Consider the following 18,675-nt stretch of genomic DNA (forward strand, 5'->3'; position numbering starts at 1 on the left):
CGTGAAGACCTTCGACGAGCTGCATGCCGAGCTGACCCGCAAGGTCCAGGAGCGCCCCGAGGGCTCCGGGACCGTCGCCCAGGTGGACGCCGGCGTCCACGCGATCGGCAAGAAGATCGTGGAGGAGGCCGCCGAGGTGTGGATGGCCGCCGAGTACGAGACCAAGGACGAGGCCGCCGAGGAGATCTCGCAGCTGCTCTACCACCTGCAGACCATGATGATCGCCAAGGACATCAGCCTCGAGGACGTCTACCGGCACCTCTGAGCGCCGTCCGTCCCGTCCCCACCCCCGTCCTCCCCACCGTCCAGGAGACACCAGTGCTGCGCATCGCCGTGCCCAACAAGGGCGCCCTGTCCGAGTCCGCCCGCGAGATCCTCCTGGAGGCCGGCTACCGCCAGCGGCGCGACTCCCGCGAGCTGGTGCTCGTGGACCCCGAGAACGACGTGGAGTTCTTCTACCTGCGCCCCCGGGACATCGCGGTCTACGTCGGTCAGGGCACCCTCGACGTCGGCCTCACCGGCCGGGACCTGTTCGCGGACGCCCAGGTGGAGGACACCGCCGAGGAGATCATGGCGCTCGGCTTCGGCCGCTCCGTGTTCCGCCTGGCCGCCCCCGTGGGGACGTTCGGAACCGCCGCCGAGCTGACCGGCAAGCGGATCGCCACCAGCTACGACGGCCTGCTCTCCGACTACCTCGAGCGGACCGGCCTGGACGCCACGGTGGTCCACCTGGACGGCGCCGTGGAGTCCTCGGTGCAGCTCGGCGTGGCGGACGCGATCGCCGACGTCGTGGAGACCGGCAGCACCCTGCGCGCCGCCGGCATGGAGACCTTCGGCGAGCCGATCCTGGACTCCGAGGCCATCCTCATCGGCCGCGCCGGAGCCCGCCCGGAGGGCCTGGACGTGCTGCTGCGCCGCCTCACCGGCGTGCTCGTGGCCCGCCGCTGGGTGATGATCGACTACGACATCAGCCGCGACCTCCTCGAACGCGCCGTGGCCGTCACCCCGGGCCTGGAGTCGCCCACCGTCTCCCCGCTCAAGGACGAGTCCCAGGTCGCCGTGCGCTCGATGGTCCGCAAGTCCGACTCGAACCGGGTCATGGACGAGCTGTACGCCCTCGGCGCCCGCGGCATCCTGGTCTCCGCCATCCACGCCATCCGCCTCTGACCCGCCCCGTCACCGAGTCCCGCCCCCGCGAAGGAGCCCCCATGAGCGTCGCCGTACGCGTCATCCCCTGCCTCGACGTGGACGCCGGCCGCGTGGTCAAGGGCGTGAACTTCGAGAACCTGCGCGACGCCGGCGACCCCGTGGAACTGGCCGCCCGGTACGGCGCCCTCGGCGCGGACGAGCTGACCTTCCTGGACGTCACCGCCACCACGGGGGAGCGGGCCACGATGTTCGACGTGGTCACGCGGGCCGCCGAACAGGTGTTCATCCCGCTGACCGTGGGCGGCGGGGTCCGCTCGGTGGAGGACGTGGACCGACTGCTGCGCACCGGCGCGGACAAGGCGTCGGTGAACTCCGCGGCGGTGGCCCGTCCCGAGCTGATCGAGGAGGTCACCCGGCGGTTCGGCAACCAGGTCCTGGTGCTGTCCCTGGACGCGCGGCGCACCGAGGACCCGCGCTGCGCGTCGGGCTACGAGGTCACCACGCACGGCGGCCGCAAGGGCACGGGCATCGACGCGGTCGCGTGGTGCCGGGAGGCCTCGGAGCGCGGCGTGGGGGAGATCCTGCTGAACTCCATCGACGCCGACGGCACCCGCGCGGGGTTCGACCTGGAGATGATCCGGGACGTCCGGGCCGCCACCACGGTGCCGCTGATCGCCTCGGGCGGCGCGGGGGAGCCGGAGCACTTCCCGCCGGCGGTCGAGGCCGGGGCCGACGCGGTGCTGGCCGCGTCCATGCTGCACTTCGGCCCGGACGACATGCTGACCCGGATCAAGGACGCCCTGCGCGCCGCCGGGCACGTCGTGCGGTGACGCGCGCCCCTGGTGGGGCGGTGCGCTGACACCCGCTCAGGCGGGGCGGCGGTCCTCGAGGACCAGGGCGGCGGAGCGCCGGCCGAAGGCGTGCAGGGCCAGCTCCCCGACGGGGCCGACGATCCGCACGGTGGGCTCGCCGTCCCGCGCGGTGCGCGGGGTGAGAGGCGTGTTGTCCGTGCGGGAGGCGGGCCGGGCGCGCCGCTCGAGCCGCACCCCGGTGTCCTCGTCGTGGTAGAGTTGTCCGGCCTGCTGGGCGAGCTGGGTCCACAGCGTGTCCGCGTAGTCGTCCGCGAGGATCCGCGGGGCCCAGCGACCCTGGGCGCGGCGCACGTCCTCGGTGTGCACGAAGAACTCGAGCAGGTTGACCTGGTCGGCCACACGGCGGCCGGGCGTGCTGCGGCGGGCCCGGGCGGCCAGGCGCACGGCGCCGCGGCGCAGGCGTCCTCCGGTCTCCGGCTCCTCGATGGGGCCGCGCTCCACGAGGTCCACCAGGTCGGCGAAGGTGCGGTCGGTGGCGTGGGCGTCGCCCAGCTCCCGGGTGCGCCGCTCGAGCCGGCCGCGCAGCCCGGGCAGGAGCAGGCCCGCGGCGGCGGTGGTCTCGCGCAGGTGGATGTGGGCGGCCAGGTGCTCGGTGCGCCAGCCCTCGCAGAGCGTGGGCATCCCCGGGCCCGCGGCGATCAGGGCCTCGACCAGCGCGGCACGGGAGGCCGCGGCGAAGTCGGGCGTCCCGCGGCCGGGCGCGGAGGGGACAGGGAGCATGCGACCACGGTACACGCGGCCTCCGTAGAATGGACTGCCATGAGCCCCACCGCGCCCGGCGTCGACCTGCCGCCCCTGACCTACGACGACCGGGGCCTGATCCCCGCGATCGCCCAGCAGCACGACACGGGGGAGGTGCTGATGATGGCGTGGATGGACGAGCAGGCCCTGCGCCTGACCCTGGAGACCGGCTGGGCCACCTACTGGTCCCGCTCCCGCCGCGAGCTGTGGCGCAAGGGGGAGACCTCGGGGAACCTGCAGCGGGTGGTCTCCGTGGCCGCGGACTGCGACGGCGACACGCTCCTGCTGCGGGTGGACCAGACGGGCCCGGCCTGCCACACGGGCACGGCCTCGTGCTTCGCGGGCCGGGAGCTGCCGGCCCCGGCCGGCGTCGAGGACGAGGGGGCGGCCCGATGACGGCGGCGCCCGGCGTGACGCCCTCGCGTGAGGAGTTCCTGCGGCTGGCGGAGCGCTCCCGTGTGATCCCCGTGGTCCGCACGGTCCTGGCGGACGGGCTGACCCCCCTGGCCCTGCACCGGCGCCTGGCCGGCTCCCGGCCGGGCACGTTCCTCATGGAGTCCGCCGCGCCGGGCGCCGCGTGGTCCCGGTACAGCTTCGTGGGGGCCGGCTCGGTGGCCACGCTCACGGCCCGGGGGAGCGAGGCCGTGTGGCAGGGGGAGGTCCCGGAGGGCCTGCCCCGCGAGGGGGACGCGCTCGAGGTGCTCGCCGAGACCCTGCGCCTGCTGGGCACGGACGCCCGCGCGAGCGTCGGACCGGACCTGCCGCACCTGGTCTCGGGCCTGGCCGGGTTCCTCGGCTGGCCCGTGGTGCGGGCGTGGGAGCGGCTGCCGCACCCGCCCGAGGACCACCTGGGCCTGCCGATGCTGGCGATGGACCTGATCTCCGACCTCGCCGTCCACGACGCCACGGACGGCACCGTCACGCTGATCGCCCTGGCGATCAACGGCAACGGCCTGGCCACGGGCGCGGAGGGCGCCTACGACGACGCCGTCGCCCGCCTTGACGCGATGCTCGCCCGGCTGCGCTCGGGCGCGGAGGACCCGGTGGACGAGGTCTCCCGCCGCTGGCTCGACGCCGACGCGGACGAGGTGGCCGCCCAGGCGGAGGACCGCTGGGGCGCCGAGGGCTTCCGGGCCGCCGTCGGGAGGGCCCAGGAGGCCATCCGGGACGGCGAGGTGTTCCAGGCGGTGGTCTCTCGCCGCCTGTCCGTGGACACGGCCGCCTCCGGCGTGGACGTCTACCGGGTGCTGCGCATGGTCAACCCGAGCCCGTACATGTACCTGTTCTCCTTCGAGACCCCCGACGGCGAGCCCTACGAGATCGTCGGGTCCTCGCCCGAGGCCCTGGTCACGGTCGAGGACCGGCACGTGGTCACCCACCCCATCGCCGGGTCCCGACGCCGCACCGGCTCCGCCGAGGGGGACCGGCTGGCGGGCAAGGAGCTCGAGGAGGACGAGAAGGAGCGCGCCGAGCACCTGATGCTCGTGGACCTCTCCCGCAACGACCTCTCCCGCGTGTGCGAGGCCGGCTCCGTGGAGGTCACGCAGTTCATGGAGCTCGAGGCGTTCAGCCACATCCTGCACCTGGTCTCGCACGTCGAGGGCCGGCTGCGGCAGGGGATCACCGCCCTGGACGTGCTGCGCTCGGCCTTCCCGGCGGGCACGCTCTCCGGCGCGCCGAAGCCCCGTGCCCTCCAGCTGCTGGACGAGTGGGAGCCCACCGAGCGCGGGCCCTACGGCGGCGTGGTGGGCTACTTCGACCTCGCCGGCAACATGGACATGGCCATCAACATCCGCTCGGTCACGCTCTGCGGCGGCCGGGCGCACGTCCAGGCCGGCGCCGGGATCGTGGCGGACTCGGACCCGGAGGCGGAGACCGCGGAGACGGTCACGAAGGCCACCGCCCCGCTGCGGGCGGTCCTCACCGCCGGCGAGCTGAGGAGCGCCTGATGCGCCGCCGCACCGTCGTCCTCGGCGCGCTCGTCGCCGGCGTGCTGGTCCTTGCCGCCACCGCCCAGACCTGGGTGACCGCCACGGGCCTGCAGGGCTCCTCCGTGGCCTCCGCCACCGCCTCCGGGGGGCGGGTCTCCCCGGTGGGCGCCGCCCTGGCCCTCGTGGTGATGGCCGCCGCCCTGGCGCTGACCACCGCGCGTCGCGTGGGGACCGTGCTCGTGGGCCTGGTCATGGTCCTCTCGGGGGCCGTGATCGCCTCGACGTCGGTCACCGCCGCCCTGGACCCGGCCGCCGCCGCGGCCGGCGCCGTCGCCGAGGTCACCGGCACCACCGCGCCGGCGGCCGGCTACGCCGTCTCCGCGTGGCCGTGGGTCTCCGCGCTCGGCGGCGCCCTGGCCCTCGCCCTCGGCGTCCTCGCCCTCGTCGTCGGCCGGGGGTGGGCCCAGTCCCGCCGGTACGAGGCGCCGTCGGTCGGGCCCACCGGTCCGGCGTCCACGCAGGCCCGCGGCCGCGGGCCCGTGGACCGCATGGACGCATGGGACGAGCTCTCCCGGGGCGAGGACCCCACCTGAGCCCTGCGGGGCCCGGGCGCTCCCCTGCGCGCCTGTCCGCCGTCACCCCCGGCTCCGCCGCCCCCGTCCGTGGCACAATGAGCGGACGTCGTCATCCTTACGAGCACAACCGAACGAGGGACTCCCATGAGCCACACCGAGGCCACCGTGAACCACGCCGCCCGCGCCGGGGCGCACACCGCCGGCCCCGCGACGGACGAGGTCGTCATCACGGAGGACGGCCGCGTCCTCAACGACCCGACCCACAAGCAGAAGCCCGACCACGGCAACACCCCCGCGGGCTGGGCCATGGCGATCCTGGCGATCGTCGGCTTCGCCCTGGGCTGCATCGGCCTCCTGGCCTCGTGGGAGATCCTCATCTGGATCGGCGTCGCCCTGCTCGTGCTCGGCGCGGCCGCCGGCCTGCTCGGCAGCCGCTTCTCCGGCCGCGGCGTGAGCGAGGACGCGAGCGACGTCGACGACGCCCGCACCCGCCGCGCCGGTCACTGATGACTCCCAGCGTCCTCGAGTCCATCGTCGAGGGGGTGCGGGAGGACCTCGCCGAGCGCCGGGCGGCACTGCCGGAGGCGGCTCTGCGCGAGCGGGTCGAGCAGGCCCCCGCACCGCTCGACGCCCTGGCCGCGCTCGCCGGCGGACGGACCGACCCGGCCGGCATCCGCGTGATCTCCGAGGTCAAGCGGCGCAGTCCCTCGAAGGGGGCCCTGGCGGACATCGCGGCCCCGGCCGAGCTCGCCGCCGCCTACCAGGACGGCGGCGCCAGCGTCGTGTCCGTCCTGACGGAGGGCCGCCGCTTCGGCGGCAGCCTCGCGGACCTGGACGCCGTGCGCGGGCGCGTGACGCTGCCGGTCCTGCGCAAGGACTTCATGGTCACCGAGTACCAGATCCTCGAGGCGCGCGCCCACGGCGCCGACCTGGTCCTGCTCATCGTGGCCTCGCTCGACGACGCCGAGCTGCGTGGGTTCCGCGAGCTCGCCGAGTCCCTGGGCATGCACGCGCTCGTCGAGGCCCACACCCCCGAGGAGATCGCCCGCGGGGTGGCCTCGGGCGCCCGGATCCTCGGGGTGAACGTGCGGAACCTCAAGACCCTCGACGTCGACCCGGCCCGCTACGCGGCCCTCGCCGGCGACCTGCCCGAGGACGTGGTGCGCGTGGCCGAGTCCGGGGTGGAGTCGGAGGAGCAGGTGCGGCAGTACGCCGCCGCCGGCGCCGACGCCGTCCTGGTGGGCGAGGCCCTCGTGAAGCACGGCGCCCCCGCCGACGCGCTGCGGGCCCTCCGCGCCGCGTCCCTCATCGTCCGCTGACCGATCCCGACCCCCTTCAGGAGGGAACCCCATGAGCAGCCAGCCGTCCATCGACTTCGAGGGCCCGTTCCAGGGCCAGTCCGGACCGTACTTCGGCCGCTACGGCGGGCAGTGGATGCCGGAGTCGCTCATGGCGGCCCTGAAGCAGGTCACGGAGACCTACGAGGCGGCGCGGGAGGACCCGGAGTTCCTCGAGGAGCTGCGGGGCCTGTACCGCGACTACGTCAACCGCCCCTCGCTGCTCACCGAGGCGCCGCGCTTCGCCGCGGACAGCCCCGGCGTGCGCGTGTTCCTCAAGCGTGAGGACCTCAACCACACCGGCTCCCACAAGATCAACAACGTGATCGGGCAGGCGCTGCTGGCCCGGAGGATGGGCAAGACCCGCCTGATCGCGGAGACCGGCGCGGGCCAGCACGGCGTGGCCACGGCCACGGCCGCCGCCCTGTTCGGCATGGAGTGCACGGTGTACATGGGCGAGGAGGACACCCGGCGCCAGGCGCTCAACGTGGCGCGCATGCAGATGCTCGGCGCGGAGGTCGTCCCGGTCACCATCGGCGCCCGCACGCTCAAGGACGCCATCAACGAGGCGCTGCGCGACTGGGTGGCCTCCGTGGACACCACCCACTACCTCCTGGGAACCGTCACGGGCCCGCACCCGTTCCCGGCGATGGTCCGCTGGTTCCACTCGGTGATCGGCGAGGAGGCGCGCCAGCAGGTGCTCGAGCAGACCGGGCGGCTGCCCGCGGCCGTGGCCGCGTGCGTGGGCGGCGGCTCCAACGCCATGGGCCTGTTCCACGGCTTCATGGACGACCCGGAGGTGGAGCTGTACGGCTTCGAGGCCGGCGGCGACGGCGTCGAGACCGGCCGCCACGCCGCCTCCATCACCCTGGGCCGCACCGGCGTGCTGCACGGCGCCCGGACGTACCTGATGCAGGACGAGGACGGCCAGACGATCGACTCCCACTCGATCTCCGCCGGCCTCGACTACCCCGCCGTGGGTCCCGAGCACGCGTTCCTGAACGACACCGGCCGTGCCACGTACGAGCCGGTCACGGACGCGGAGTGCATGGACGCCCTGCTGCGCCTGACCCGCACCGAGGGCATCATGCCGGCCATCGAGTCGGCCCACGCCCTGGCCGGCGCCCTGCGCCTGGCCCGCCGCTGGGCGGACGAGGGCCTGGTGGGGGAGCACACCCCCGAGGGCGAGGAGCGGATCATCATCGTCAACCTCTCCGGGCGCGGCGACAAGGACGTGGCCACGGCCGCGGCCTGGTTCGGCCTCGGCGAGGCGGACGAGGAGAAGGACCCGCTGGAAGAGATGGACCCCGGAGTGGAGCAGTGAGCGAGCAGATGACCCCGCACTCGAAGACCGGCGCCGCCCTGGACGCGGCCCGACGGGCCGGTCGCACGGCCCTGATCGGCTACCTCCCGGCCGGCTACCCCACGATCGACGACTCCGTCGAGGCGGCCGTCCAGCTCGGCCGCAACGGCGTGGACGTGATCGAGATCGGCCTGCCCTACACCGATCCCGTGATGGACGGGCCCGTGATCCAGGACGCCACCGTGGTCGCCCTGCGCAACGGCTTCCGCACGCGAGACGTGTTCGAGGTGGTCCGCCGCATCACCGAGCGCACGGACGCCGCCGTCGTCGTGATGACCTACTGGAACCTCGTAAACCGGATGGGCGTGGACGAGTTCGCCCGCCGGCTCGCCGAGGCCGGCGGCGCCGGCCTGGTCACCCCGGACCTGGTGCCGGAGGAGGCCGCGGAGTGGTTCGAGGCCTCGGACCGCCACGGCCTGGACCGCGTGTTCCTCACCGCCCCCTCGTCCTCGGACGAGCGCGTGGCGCTGGCCGTGGAGTCCTCCCGGGGCTTCGTGTATGGGGTGTCCGTCATGGGGGTCACCGGCGCGCGCGATCAGGTGTCCTCCGCGGCGGAGTCCGTGGTGGCCCGCGCCAAGGCCGCCGGCGCCGAGCACGTGTGCGTGGGCCTGGGCATCTCCCGGCCCGAGCACGTGACCGAGGTGGGCGCCTACGCCGACGGGGCGATCGTGGGCACCGCCCTGGTCAAGGCGCTGCGCGAGGGCGGCCCGGACGCCGTCGGGGCCCTCGCCCGCGAGCTGGCCACCGGCACCGCCAGGGAGGCCTGAGCGTGGCGGGCGCCGCCCTCACGCTGGCTCCGCTCGCCGCGATCCCCTCGCCCGCCTGGGACGGGTTCCAGATCGGACCGGTGAAGATCCACGCGTACGCGCTGTGCATCATCCTGGGCATCGTGGTGGCCCTGTGGCTGTCCGAGCGGCGGTGGGCCGCCCGCGGCGGACCGGAGGGCCGCGTCCTGGACATCGCCCTGTGGGCCATCCCCTTCGGCTTCGTGGGCGGGCGGCTCTACCACGTCCTCTCGTCGCCGGACCGGTACTTCGGGCCGGGCTTCGACGGCACGGGCGACCCCGTGCGGATCCTGTACGTCTGGAACGGCGGCCTGGGCATCTGGGGCGCCGTGGCCCTGGGCGCGGTGGGCGCGTGGATCGCGTGCCGCCGGTACGGGCTGCGCCTGACGGCGTTCGCCGACGTCGTCGCCCCGGGAGTGCTCCTGGCCCAGGCGATCGGCCGGTGGGGCAACTGGTTCAACCAGGAGCTCTTCGGCGCCCCCACCACGGCCCCGTGGGGCCTGCGGATCGACCCCGAGCACCCGAACTTCCCCGCCGGCCTGCCGGCGGACACGCTCTTCCATCCCACGTTCCTCTACGAGTCGCTCTGGAACCTGGCCGGCGTGGCGCTGCTGCTCCTCCTGGACCGCACCCTCCGGCTGCGCCGCGGCGCGATGCTGTGGGCCTACGTGGCCTGGTACACCCTCGGGCGCGTGTGGATCGAGGCGCTGCGCATCGACGACGCCGAGATGGTCACCCTGTTCGGCGTCACCGCCCGCCTGAACGTGTGGACCTCGCTGCTGCTGCTCGCCCTCTCGGTGGCGATGCTCACGCTCATCCTGGCCCGCCACCGCGGCGCCGCCGTGGGCCCCCGCGCGCACGACCCGGTCTGGCTGCCCGGCCACGCGCCGCACGCCGAGGCCCCGGCGGTCCCGGCCGACTCCGCGGCCGGTGAGCACGCCGCCCCCGCGCGGGGCGGGTCCGACCCCGTCTGAGGGCCGGCACGCGTCGGGGGCCGTCATGGTCACGTCATCCGACGGCATGGAACGTGGGCCGCGCCACACCCGGTGTAGCGTCGTGCCGACCCGGCGGCCCACGCCGCCGAGGCCGGGGCCGACGCCGTCCCCGCCCGTGCACCCGTGCTACCGGAAAGGACGGCTCCATGAGCGATGCCACCCTGTCCGCGCCGACGCCCCGTCAGGGCGCGTCGGGCGATCCCTTCGTCCGCTTCGCCGCGTTCCCCGAGGCCCAGGGCCTCTACGACCCGGCCCGCGAGACCGAGAACTGCGGCCTGGCCGTGATCGCCACGCTGCGCGGTGAGCCGGGGCACGACATCGTCCAGCACGCCCTCACCGCGCTGCGCGCGCTCGAGCACCGCGGCGCCGTGGGCGCGGACGAGGGCACCGGCGACGGCGCCGGCCTGCTCACCCAGATCCCCGACGGCCTCTTCCGCGCCGTCCTCGACGTCGAGCTGCCGCCGGCGGGGGAGTACGCCGCGGGCACCGCGTTCCTGCCCCGCGAGGGGGCCGAGCGCGAGCAGGCCCGGGCCGCCGTCGAGGAGCTGGCACGGGCCGAGGGGCTCGAGGTGCTGGCCTGGCGCGAGGTCCCCACGGACCCGTCCGTGCTGGGCGAGGGCTCCCGGGCGGCGATGCCCGCGTTCGAGCAGGTCTTCCTCTCCCTGGCGGACGGGGAGGCCGGGGACGAGCCCGGCCAGTCGCTGGACGTGCGCGCGTGGCGGCTGCGCCGTCGCGCCCAGAACCGGGCGGGGGTCTACTTCCCGTCGCTGTCCTCGCGGACCATCGTCTACAAGGGCATGCTCACCACGGCGCAGCTGGAGCCCTTCTACCCGGACCTCTCGGACGAGCGCTTCACCACCCTGCTGGGGATCGTGCACTCCCGGTTCTCCACCAACACCTTCCCGTCCTGGCCGCTGGCCCAGCCGTTCCGGACCATCGCCCACAACGGCGAGATCAACACCGTCAAGGGCAACCGCAACTGGATGCGGGCCCGCCAGGGCCAGCTGTCCCACCCGATGCTGGGCGAGGTCCCCGAGGAGCTGTACCCGCTGATCACCCCGATGGGCTCGGACTCGGCCTCCTTCGACGAGGTCGCCGAGCTGCTCATGCTCTCCGGGCGCCCGCTCACGCAGGCGATCATGATGATGATCCCGGAGGCCTGGGAGAACCACGCCTCCATGGACCCGGCCCGCCGCGCGTTCTACCAGTACCACTCCATGCTCATGGAGCCGTGGGACGGCCCCGCGGCCGTCTCCTTCTCCGACGGCACCCAGGTGGGCGCCGTCCTGGACCGCAACGGTCTGCGCCCGGCCCGCTGGTGGGAGACGCGGGACGGGCTCGTCGTGCTGGCCTCCGAGGTCGGCGTCGTGCCCCTGGACCCGTCCACCGTGGTGCGCAAGGGCCGGGTGGCCCCGGGGCGGATGTTCCTCGTGGACACCGCGCAGGGACGGATCGTGGCGGACGAGGAGGTCAAGGCCGAGGCGGCCGCCGCGCGCCCGTGGGAGCAGTGGGTGCACGAGAACCTCGTTGACCTGGACTCCCTGCCGGAGCGCGAGCACGTCCGCCACTCCGCGGAGTCCATCCAGCAGCGCCAGCGGATCTTCGGCTACACCGCCGAGGAGCTGCGCGTGCTCGTGGGGCCGATGGCCGAGAAGGGCGCCGAGCCGCTGGGCGCGATGGGCACGGACACGCCCGTGGCGGTGCTCTCGAAGCGCCCCCGCCTGCTCTTCGACTACTTCACGCAGTCCTTCGCCCAGGTGACCAACCCGCCGCTGGACGCGATCCGCGAGGAGCAGGTCACCTCGATGCGCACCGGCATCGGCCCGCAGGGCAACGTCCTGTCCACGGCGCAGGTGCGCACGCGGCAGATCGACATCCCGTTCCCCGTGATCGACAACGACCAGCTGGCCCGGATCCAGCACCTGCGGGACGACGACGGCACCCGCCTGGCGCTCAAGGTCACCGGCACCTACCGCGTGGCCGGGGGAGTGGAGGAGCTGCGCGCCCGCCTCAAGGAGATCTGCGAGCAGGTCTCGGCGGCCGTGCACCGCGGCGTGGAGTACGTGGTCCTCTCCGACCGCGGCTCCACCGCCCAGTGGGCGCCCATCCCGTCCCTGCTGCTGACCTCGGCGGTGCACCACCACCTGCTGGCCAGCGCCAACCGCACCCGGACCTCCCTCGTGGTCGAGGCCGGCGACGTCCGCGAGGTGCACCACGTGGCCGTGCTGCTGGGCTACGGAGCCTCCGCGGTCAACCCGTACCTGGCCATGGAGTCCGCCGAGGAGCTCGCCCGCACCGGCGAGATCTCCGGCGTCACCGCCGAGCAGGCCGTGGCCAACCTCATCACCGCCCTCGGCAAGGGCGTGCAGAAGATCATGTCCAAGATGGGCATCTCCACCGTGGCCTCCTACACGGGCGCGCAGACCTTCGAGGCGCTCGGCCTGGCCCGCCGCTTCGTGGACCGGTACTTCGCCGGCACCACCAGCCCCCTCGACGGCGTGGGCCTGGACGTGGTGGCCGCCGAGATCCAGGCCCGCCACGAGTTCGCCTATCCGCCGGACGGCAACGACATCAACCCCTACCGCGAGCTCGAGGTGGGCGGCGAGTACCAGTGGCGCCGCGAGGGCCCGCCCCACCTGTTCAACCCCGAGACCGTGTTCCGGCTCCAGCACTCCACCCGCGAGCGCCGGTACGACGTCTTCAAGGACTACACGCGCCGCGTGGACGACCAGGCGGCGGACCTGATGACCCTGCGCGGGCTCATGCGCCTGCGCACCGAGGACCGCACCCCCGTGCCGATCAGCGAGGTCGAGCCCGTGGAGTCGATCGTCACCCGGTTCTCCACCGGCGCCATGTCCTACGGGTCCATCTCCCAGGAGGCCCACGAGACCCTCGCGATCGCCATGAACCGCCTCGGCGCCCGCTCCAACTCGGGCGAGGGCGGCGAGGACGTCGAGCGCCTCCTCGACCCCGAGCGCCGCTCGAAGATCAAGCAGATCGCCTCGGGCCGCTTCGGCGTGACCAGCCTCTACCTGGCCACCGCCACCGACCTGCAGATCAAGATGGCCCAGGGTGCCAAGCCCGGCGAGGGCGGCCAGCTCATGGGCGCCAAGGTCTACCCGTGGGTGGCCAGGACCCGGCACTCCACGCCCGGCGTCTCGCTCGTGTCCCCTCCGCCGCACCACGACATCTACTCGATCGAGGACCTCGCCCAGCTCATCCACGACCTCAAGCGCTCCAACCCCGAGGCGCGCGTGCACGTCAAGCTCGTCTCCGAGTCGGGCGTGGGCACCGTGGCGGCCGGCGTGGCCAAGGCGCGCGCCGACGTCGTGCTCATCTCCGGCCACGACGGCGGCACCGGCGCCTCCCCGCTAAACTCGCTCAAGCACGCGGGCACCCCCTGGGAGATCGGCCTCGCCGAGGCCCAGCAGACCCTCATGCTCAACGGCCTGCGCGAGCGCGTCACCGTCCAGGTGGACGGCCAGCTCAAGACCGGCCGCGACGTCGTGGTGGCCGCCCTCCTCGGCGCCGAGGAGTTCGGCTTCGCCACCGCGCCCCTCGTGGTCTCCGGCTGCATCATGATGCGCGTGTGCCACCTGGACACCTGCCCCGTGGGCGTGGCCACCCAGAACCCCGAGCTGCGCTCGCGGTTCACGGGCAGGCCGGAGTTCGTGGTCAACTTCTTCGAGTTCATCGCCCAGGAGGTCCGGGAGCTGCTGGCCGAGCTGGGCTTCCGCAGCCTGGACGAGGCGATCGGCCACCGCGAGCTGCTGGACGTGGACGCCGCCCTGCACCACTGGAAGACCGAGGGCCTGGACCTCAGCGGCATCCTGGCCGACCCCTCCGTGGGCCGCCGGAACGGGGAGGCCGACGCGCCGATGCGGCGCGGCACCTACCAGGACCACGGCCTGGACGCGCACATCGACAACCGCTTCCTGGCCGGGCTGGGGGACACCCTGACCACCGGGGAGCCGGTCACCCTCACGGACACCGTGGTGAACACGGACCGCTCCGTGGGCACCATGCTCGGCTACCACGTGACCCGCGCCCGCCTGACCGACGACCTGCCGGCGGACACGATCACGGTGGAGCTCACGGGCGAGGCGGGGCAGTCCTTCGGGGCGTTCCTGCCGGCCGGGGTGACCCTGCGCCTGTCCGGCGACGCCAACGACTACGTGGGCAAGGGCCTGTCCGGCGGCCGGATCGTGGTCCGCCCGGACGAGGCGGCCCCGTTCGCCGCCGAGGAGAACACCGTGGCCGGCAACGTGATCGGCTACGGCGCCACCTCCGGCGAGCTGCTGCTGCGCGGCCAGGTGGGCGAGCGGTTCCTGGTGCGCAACTCGGGCGCCACCGCGGTGGCCGAGGGCATCGGCGACCACGGCCTCGAGTACATGACCGGCGGCCAGGCGCTGATCCTGGGCCCGACCGGGCGCAACCTCGCGGCCGGCATGTCCGGTGGGCGCGCCTGGGTGCTGGACCTGGACCGCGCGGACCTGAACCCGCTGGCCGTGCGGAACGACGACCTCATCCTCGAGGCCCCCACCACGGAGGACCGGGAGCGGATCGTCGAGCTCCTGCGCATGCATCGCGAGGAGACGGGCTCCGCCGTCGCGCAGCGGCTCCTGGCGGACCTGGACGCCGGCGGCGAGGCCGCCGAGGCCGTCTGGGGCCGCTTCACCACCCTGCTGCCGCGGCAGTTCGACCTGGTGCGGCGCACCCGGGCCGCCGCCGTGGAGGAGGGCCTCGACCCGGACGGAGACGCCGTCTGGAACCGACTGCTGGAGGTGACCCGTGGCTGACCCGCGCGGATTCCTGAAGAACCGGGAGCGCGTCGAGCGCCCCACGCGTCCCGTGCCCGTGCGCATCATGGACTTCAAGGACGTGTACGTGCGCCAGGACGAGGCGGTCGTGCGGACCCAGGCGAGCCGCTGCATGGACTGCGGCGTCCCGTTCTGCCACTCCGGCTGCCCGCTGGGCAACCTCATCCCGGAGTGGAACGACCTGGTCCGCCGCGGCCGCTGGGAGGAGGCGGCGGCACGCCTGCACTCCACCAACAACTTCCCCGAGGTGACCGGACGGATCTGCCCGGCCCCCTGCGAGGACTCGTGCGTGCTGGGGATCAACCAGCCGGCCGTGACCATCAAGCAGACCGAGGTGGCGATCGCCGAGCAGGTGTTCGAGCACGACTGGCTCGACCCGGTGGTCCCGGAGCGGCTCAACGGTCACACCGTGGCCGTGGTCGGGTCCGGTCCGGCCGGCCTCGCCGCCGCGCAGCAGCTCACCCGCGCCGGCTTCACGGTGGCCGTGTACGAGCGGGACGACCGCCTTGGGGGCCTCCTGCGCTACGGCATCCCGGACTTCAAGATGGAGAAGGACATCCTGGACCGGCGCATCGCCCAGATGGAGGCCGAGGGCACCCGGTTCCGCACCGGCGTGGAGATCGGCGTGGACCTGACGTGGGACGCGCTCAAAGCCCGCTTCGATGCCGTGATCGTGGCCACCGGTGCTCCGGTGGGTCGCGAGCTGTCCGTGCCCGGCCGGAGCCTCGAGGGCGTCCACCTGGCCATGGACTACCTGGTCCAGGCCAACCACGCCTGCGCGGGGGACGAGGTCGCCGACCAGATCACCGCCGAGGGCCGCCACGTCGTGATCCTGGGCGGCGGCGACACCGGCGCGGACTGCATCGGCACCGCCCACCGCCAGGGCGCCGCGTCCGTCACCACACTGGCCATCGGCCAGCAGCTGCCCGTGGACCGCCCCGTGCACCAGCCCTGGCCCACGGTGCCCCGGGTGCACCAGGTGACCACCGCCGACGCCGAGGGCGGCGCGCGGGAGCACCTCGCCTCCACGGTGGAGCTGCTGGGCGACGAGCACGGGCGCGTCCGCGCCCTCCGCGTGGCCGAGACCGAGATCCGACCCGACGGCACCCGCGGTCCGACGCCCGGCACGGAGCGGGAGGTGAAGGCGGACCTGGTCCTCCTGGCCCTCGGCTTCACGGGCGTGGAGGAGGAGCACCTCACCGGCCAGCTCGGCGTGCGCGTGGAGCGCGGCGTGGTGTCCCGGTCCCGCACCTACGAGACGGACGAGCCCGGCGTCTTCGTGTGCGGCGACGCCGGCCGCGGCGCCTCGCTCGTGGTGTGGGCGATCGCCGAGGGCCGGGCCTGCGCCCAGGCCGTGGACGAGTCCCTCGAGTCCTGGTCCCGCCTGCCGCACCCGGTCGAGCCGACCGACCGCGGCCTCGTGCTCGGCTGAGCGATGCATCTCACGACGACGCGCCGGACGCCCGCCCTCGGCCGGGGCGGGCGTGCCGCCTAGGGTGGGGCGCATGAGACACGCGAAGATCATCGCCACCTTCGGCCCGGCCACCGAGTCCGACGACATGACGCGCGCGATCATCCGCGCGGGCGCGGACGTGGTCCGCATGAACATGAGCCACGGCGACCACGGGGTCCATGCGGCCACGTACGAACGCGTGCGTCGCCTCTCCGTGGAGGAGAAGCGCCCCGTGGCGATCTTCGCGGACCTGCAGGGCCCCAAGATCCGTCTCGCCCGGTTCTCCCACGGGCCCCATGAGCTCGCCGTCGGGGACCGGTTCACCATCACCACGCGCGACGTCGAGGGCACCCGCGAGATCGTGGGCACCACCCACCCGGGCCTGCCGGGCGACGTCCGGGTGGGGGACCCCCTGCTGGTCGACGACGGCAAGGTGCGCCTGCGCGCCGTCGAGGTGACGGACACCGACGTCGTCACCGAGGTCGTGGTGCCCGGGACCGTCTCCGACAACAAGGGCATCAACCTGCCCGGCGTGGCCGTGAACGTGCCCGCCCTGTCCGAGAAGGACGAGGACGACCTGCGCTGGGCGCTGGGCACCGGCGTCGACATGGTGGCCCTGTCCTTCGTGCGAGACGCCGCGGACGTGGAGCGCGTGCACGAGATCATGGACGAGGAGGGCCGTCGGGTCCCGGTGATCGCCAAGATCGAGAAGCCGCAGGCCGTGGAGAACCTCGAGGCGATCGTGGACGCGTTCGACGCGATCATGGTGGCCCGCGGCGACCTGGGCGTGGAGCTGCCCCTCGAGGACGTGCCGGTGGTGCAGAAGCGCGCGATCGACCTCGCCCGCCGCTGGGCCAAGCCGGTGATCGTGGCCACGCAGGTGCTCGAGTCGATGATCGAGAACCCCCGTCCCACCCGTGCGGAGGCCTCCGACTGCGCCAACGCCGTGCTCGACGGCGCCGACGCCGTCATGCTCTCCGGGGAGACCTCGGTGGGCGCGCATCCCGTGCAGACGGTGGAGACGATGGCCCGGATCATCGAGTCCACGGAGACCCACGGCCTCGAGCGGATCCTCCCGCTGTCCTCCCGGCCCCGCACCCGCGGCGGCGCGATCACCCGGGCCGCCGTGGAGGTCGCCCAGCAGCTGGACATCCCGTTCCTGGCGACGTTCACCGAGTCCGGGGACTCGGCCCGCCGCCTCTCCCGCCTGCGCCCCCGGCAGCCGATCTACGCCTACACCCACCGCGAGCACACCCACAACATCCTGTGCCTGACGTGGGGCGTGTACCCGAAGATGGTCCCGTTCGCGGAGACCACCGACCAGATGACCGCGCAGGTGGAGGAGTCCCTCACCCGCGAGGGGATCGCCGAGCACGGCGACCTCGTGGTCATCGCCGCCGGCTCCCCTCCCGGCAAGGTCGGCTCCACGAACACCCTGCGCGTGCACCGCGTGGGCGACGGCGTGGCCGAGGGCGCGTCCGCCATGCCCCGTGCCGAGCGCGAGCCGGTGGGCTTCTGGGACGATCCCGTGCTCTGAGCCCGGCGGGGCTCAGGCCCCGACCTGGTCCACCACGGTCTGGGCCACCTCGCGCATGCTCAGGCGCCGGTCCATCGAGGTCTTCTGGATCCAGCGGAAGGACTCGGCCTCGCTGAGGTTCAGGTGGGCCTGGAGCAGGGCCTTGGCGCGGTCCACGAGCTTGCGGGTCTCCAGCCGGTCGCCCAGGTCCCGGACCTCGTCCTCGAGGCCGCGGATCTGGTCGAACCGGGCCACCGCGAGCTCCACCGCCGGCAGCAGGTCCTTCTCCGTGAAGGGCTTGACCACGTAGGCCATGGCCCCGGCGCGCGAGGCGCGCTCCACGAGGTCGCGCTGGGAGAACGCGGTGAGCATCACGACGGGGGTCAGGCGGTCGGCGGAGATCTCCCCGGCCGCCGCGATGCCGTCCATCACGGGCATCATCACGTCCATGACCACCACGTCCGGGCGGTGCTCGCGCGCGGCGGCCACGGCCGCCTGGCCGTCGCCCACCTCGGCCACCACGGTGTGCCCGGCGGCGGTGAGGGTCTCCACCACGTCGAGCCGGATGAGGGCCTCGTCCTCGGCGACGACGGCGCGCAGGCCGGTGTTCTCAGCGGAAGGGGTCATCGGGGCTCCTGGACGGTGCGTCGGATCGGGTCGCGCCGCGCCCGGGACGGCGCCCGCGGGGCGGGCGGAGCGGCGTCGTCGGCGGCACGCGCCCACCCTACTCGGGGTCCCGGGCGCCCCGCGCGGGTCCGCGCCCGAGGACCGGGGCTCCGGGGCGGGCCGGCGGACGGCTGGTACTGTGAGGGCGTCCCGCCTCCTGGGCGGGCACGCCCGAATGGTGGAACCGGTAGACACGCCGCACTCAAAATGCGGTGCCGAGAGGCGTGTGGGTTCGAGTCCCACTTCGGGCACCGAGGACGCCCCGCACCCCAGACCCGCCAGGAGGCCAGTCATGAGCGCAGCACGGTCCCGCGCCGTCAGCCTCCTGGCCACCGTGTGCCCCCGGCGCGCCGTCGGCACCAACGGGCAGGTCTCCGAGTGGGGCCGCCTCCTGGCGGGCGAGCCGCCGCATCTGCGCTGACCGGTGTCCGTCGCCGCCCCGGGCGGCCCCGGACGCCGCCTCCGCCGTCCT

At 74.1% G+C, this 18,675-nt stretch carries 17 protein-coding genes and 1 tRNA gene; 16 read left to right on the plus strand and 2 right to left on the minus strand.

All coding sequences use genetic code 11. From position 1 onward, the window contains the following. The first annotated feature begins 1 nt into the window (after position 1). From Q4D18_RS04435 to hisF, 3 genes are read left to right on the plus strand one after another with little or no spacing between them, the layout of a single operon-like run. Positions 2 to 265 carry a phosphoribosyl-ATP diphosphatase gene (locus tag Q4D18_RS04435; protein WP_303126163.1) on the plus strand — a complete coding sequence of 88 codons (264 nt, stop codon included), beginning with the start codon at positions 2 to 4 and terminating at the stop codon, positions 263 to 265. Between the two features lie 53 nt (positions 266 to 318). Next, positions 319 to 1,167, plus strand: coding sequence for an ATP phosphoribosyltransferase (gene hisG / locus Q4D18_RS04440; protein WP_303126165.1), 849 nt, complete (start codon positions 319 to 321; stop codon positions 1,165 to 1,167). A 41-nt stretch (positions 1,168 to 1,208) separates the two neighbouring features. Beyond that, positions 1,209 to 1,979, plus strand: coding sequence for an imidazole glycerol phosphate synthase subunit HisF (hisF, locus tag Q4D18_RS04445; RefSeq protein ID WP_303126166.1), 771 nt, complete (start codon positions 1,209 to 1,211; stop codon positions 1,977 to 1,979). 36 nt (positions 1,980 to 2,015) lie between these two features. On the opposite strand, the gene Q4D18_RS04450 is transcribed toward hisF, so the two are convergent. Next, a complete protein-coding gene (locus Q4D18_RS04450; RefSeq protein WP_303126167.1) occupies positions 2,016 to 2,741 on the minus strand; it encodes a maleylpyruvate isomerase family mycothiol-dependent enzyme in 726 nt (241 codons plus the stop codon). 39 nt (positions 2,742 to 2,780) lie between these two features. On the opposite strand from Q4D18_RS04450, the gene hisI reads away from it, so the two are divergent. The 11 genes from hisI to pyk all read left to right on the plus strand — a co-directional run bounded on the left by hisI (position 2,781) and on the right by pyk (position 17,558). After that, entirely contained in the window at positions 2,781 to 3,158 is a 378-nt protein-coding gene (gene hisI, locus Q4D18_RS04455; RefSeq protein WP_303126168.1) for a phosphoribosyl-AMP cyclohydrolase, read from the plus strand. Further along, positions 3,155 to 4,711 (plus strand): chorismate-binding protein, encoded by a 1,557-nt coding sequence (locus Q4D18_RS04460; protein ID WP_303126170.1) that lies wholly within the window; start codon positions 3,155 to 3,157, stop codon positions 4,709 to 4,711. The genes hisI and Q4D18_RS04460 overlap by 4 nt, the downstream gene beginning before the upstream one ends. After that, entirely contained in the window at positions 4,711 to 5,286 is a 576-nt protein-coding gene (locus tag Q4D18_RS04465) for a Trp biosynthesis-associated membrane protein (RefSeq protein ID WP_303126171.1), read from the plus strand. The genes Q4D18_RS04460 and Q4D18_RS04465 overlap by 1 nt, the downstream gene beginning before the upstream one ends. A 126-nt stretch (positions 5,287 to 5,412) precedes the next feature. After that, the gene (locus Q4D18_RS04470; protein ID WP_303126172.1) at positions 5,413 to 5,775 is read left to right on the plus strand and encodes an HGxxPAAW family protein; all 363 of its coding nucleotides are present in this window, start codon (positions 5,413 to 5,415) and stop codon (positions 5,773 to 5,775) included. Beyond that, complete coding sequence (gene trpC, locus Q4D18_RS04475) at positions 5,775 to 6,587, plus strand: indole-3-glycerol phosphate synthase TrpC (RefSeq protein ID WP_303126173.1); 813 nt, start codon at positions 5,775 to 5,777, stop codon at positions 6,585 to 6,587. Before Q4D18_RS04470 ends, trpC begins: the two co-directional genes overlap by 1 nt. Positions 6,588 to 6,618: 31 nt before the next feature. Next, positions 6,619 to 7,929 carry a tryptophan synthase subunit beta gene (trpB, locus tag Q4D18_RS04480; protein ID WP_303126174.1) on the plus strand — a complete coding sequence of 437 codons (1,311 nt, stop codon included), beginning with the start codon at positions 6,619 to 6,621 and terminating at the stop codon, positions 7,927 to 7,929. Between the two features lie 8 nt (positions 7,930 to 7,937). Next, a complete protein-coding gene (trpA, locus tag Q4D18_RS04485; RefSeq protein ID WP_303126198.1) occupies positions 7,938 to 8,735 on the plus strand; it encodes a tryptophan synthase subunit alpha in 798 nt (265 codons plus the stop codon). 2 nt (positions 8,736 to 8,737) lie between these two features. Next, on the plus strand, positions 8,738 to 9,727 hold the full coding sequence (lgt, locus tag Q4D18_RS04490; protein ID WP_303126176.1) for a prolipoprotein diacylglyceryl transferase: 990 nt from the start codon (positions 8,738 to 8,740) through the stop codon (positions 9,725 to 9,727). 167 nt (positions 9,728 to 9,894) lie between these two features. Further along, on the plus strand, positions 9,895 to 14,547 hold the full coding sequence (gene gltB, locus Q4D18_RS04495) for a glutamate synthase large subunit (protein WP_303126177.1): 4,653 nt from the start codon (positions 9,895 to 9,897) through the stop codon (positions 14,545 to 14,547). Further along, positions 14,540 to 16,000, plus strand: coding sequence for a glutamate synthase subunit beta (locus Q4D18_RS04500; RefSeq protein WP_303126178.1), 1,461 nt, complete (start codon positions 14,540 to 14,542; stop codon positions 15,998 to 16,000). The genes gltB and Q4D18_RS04500 overlap by 8 nt, the downstream gene beginning before the upstream one ends. A gap of 73 nt (positions 16,001 to 16,073) precedes the next feature. Beyond that, a complete protein-coding gene (pyk, locus tag Q4D18_RS04505; protein WP_303126180.1) occupies positions 16,074 to 17,558 on the plus strand; it encodes a pyruvate kinase in 1,485 nt (494 codons plus the stop codon). Positions 17,559 to 17,570: 12 nt separating this feature from the next. Here pyk and Q4D18_RS04510 read toward each other — a convergent pair whose 3' ends face one another. Next, positions 17,571 to 18,164 carry an ANTAR domain-containing response regulator gene (locus Q4D18_RS04510; RefSeq protein ID WP_303126182.1) on the minus strand — a complete coding sequence of 198 codons (594 nt, stop codon included), beginning with the start codon at positions 18,162 to 18,164 and terminating at the stop codon, positions 17,571 to 17,573. Between the two features lie 208 nt (positions 18,165 to 18,372). On the opposite strand from Q4D18_RS04510, the gene Q4D18_RS04515 reads away from it, so the two are divergent. Both Q4D18_RS04515 and Q4D18_RS04520 read left to right on the plus strand, forming a co-directional pair. After that, positions 18,373 to 18,454 (plus strand) — tRNA-Leu (locus Q4D18_RS04515). Between the two features lie 41 nt (positions 18,455 to 18,495). Next, on the plus strand, positions 18,496 to 18,624 hold the full coding sequence (locus Q4D18_RS04520) for a hypothetical protein (RefSeq protein WP_282447536.1): 129 nt from the start codon (positions 18,496 to 18,498) through the stop codon (positions 18,622 to 18,624). Positions 18,625 to 18,675: the final 51 nt, after the last annotated feature.

The sequence above is a fragment of the Micrococcus sp. genome (assembly GCF_030523875.1).
Taxonomy (GTDB): Bacteria; Actinomycetota; Actinomycetes; order Actinomycetales; family Micrococcaceae; genus Micrococcus.

Bases quoted from the DNA above. Each gene is read 5' to 3' on its own strand.
- hisF (WP_303126166.1), top strand. From the start codon at position 1,209: ATGAGCGTCGCCGTACGCGTCATCCCCTGCCTCGACGTGGACGCCGGC.
- Q4D18_RS04450 (WP_303126167.1), bottom strand. From the start codon at position 2,741: ATGCTCCCTGTCCCCTCCGCGCCCGGCCGCGGGACGCCCGACTTCGCC.
- hisI (WP_303126168.1), top strand. From the start codon at position 2,781: ATGAGCCCCACCGCGCCCGGCGTCGACCTGCCGCCCCTGACCTACGAC.
- Q4D18_RS04460 (WP_303126170.1), top strand. From the start codon at position 3,155: ATGACGGCGGCGCCCGGCGTGACGCCCTCGCGTGAGGAGTTCCTGCGG.
- Q4D18_RS04465 (WP_303126171.1), top strand. From the start codon at position 4,711: ATGCGCCGCCGCACCGTCGTCCTCGGCGCGCTCGTCGCCGGCGTGCTG.
- Q4D18_RS04470 (WP_303126172.1), top strand. From the start codon at position 5,413: ATGAGCCACACCGAGGCCACCGTGAACCACGCCGCCCGCGCCGGGGCG.
- trpC (WP_303126173.1), top strand. From the start codon at position 5,775: ATGACTCCCAGCGTCCTCGAGTCCATCGTCGAGGGGGTGCGGGAGGAC.
- trpB (WP_303126174.1), top strand. From the start codon at position 6,619: ATGAGCAGCCAGCCGTCCATCGACTTCGAGGGCCCGTTCCAGGGCCAG.
- trpA (WP_303126198.1), top strand. From the start codon at position 7,938: ATGACCCCGCACTCGAAGACCGGCGCCGCCCTGGACGCGGCCCGACGG.
- gltB (WP_303126177.1), top strand. From the start codon at position 9,895: ATGAGCGATGCCACCCTGTCCGCGCCGACGCCCCGTCAGGGCGCGTCG.
- pyk (WP_303126180.1), top strand. From the start codon at position 16,074: ATGAGACACGCGAAGATCATCGCCACCTTCGGCCCGGCCACCGAGTCC.
- Q4D18_RS04510 (WP_303126182.1), bottom strand. From the start codon at position 18,164: ATGACCCCTTCCGCTGAGAACACCGGCCTGCGCGCCGTCGTCGCCGAG.
- Q4D18_RS04520 (WP_282447536.1), top strand. From the start codon at position 18,496: ATGAGCGCAGCACGGTCCCGCGCCGTCAGCCTCCTGGCCACCGTGTGC.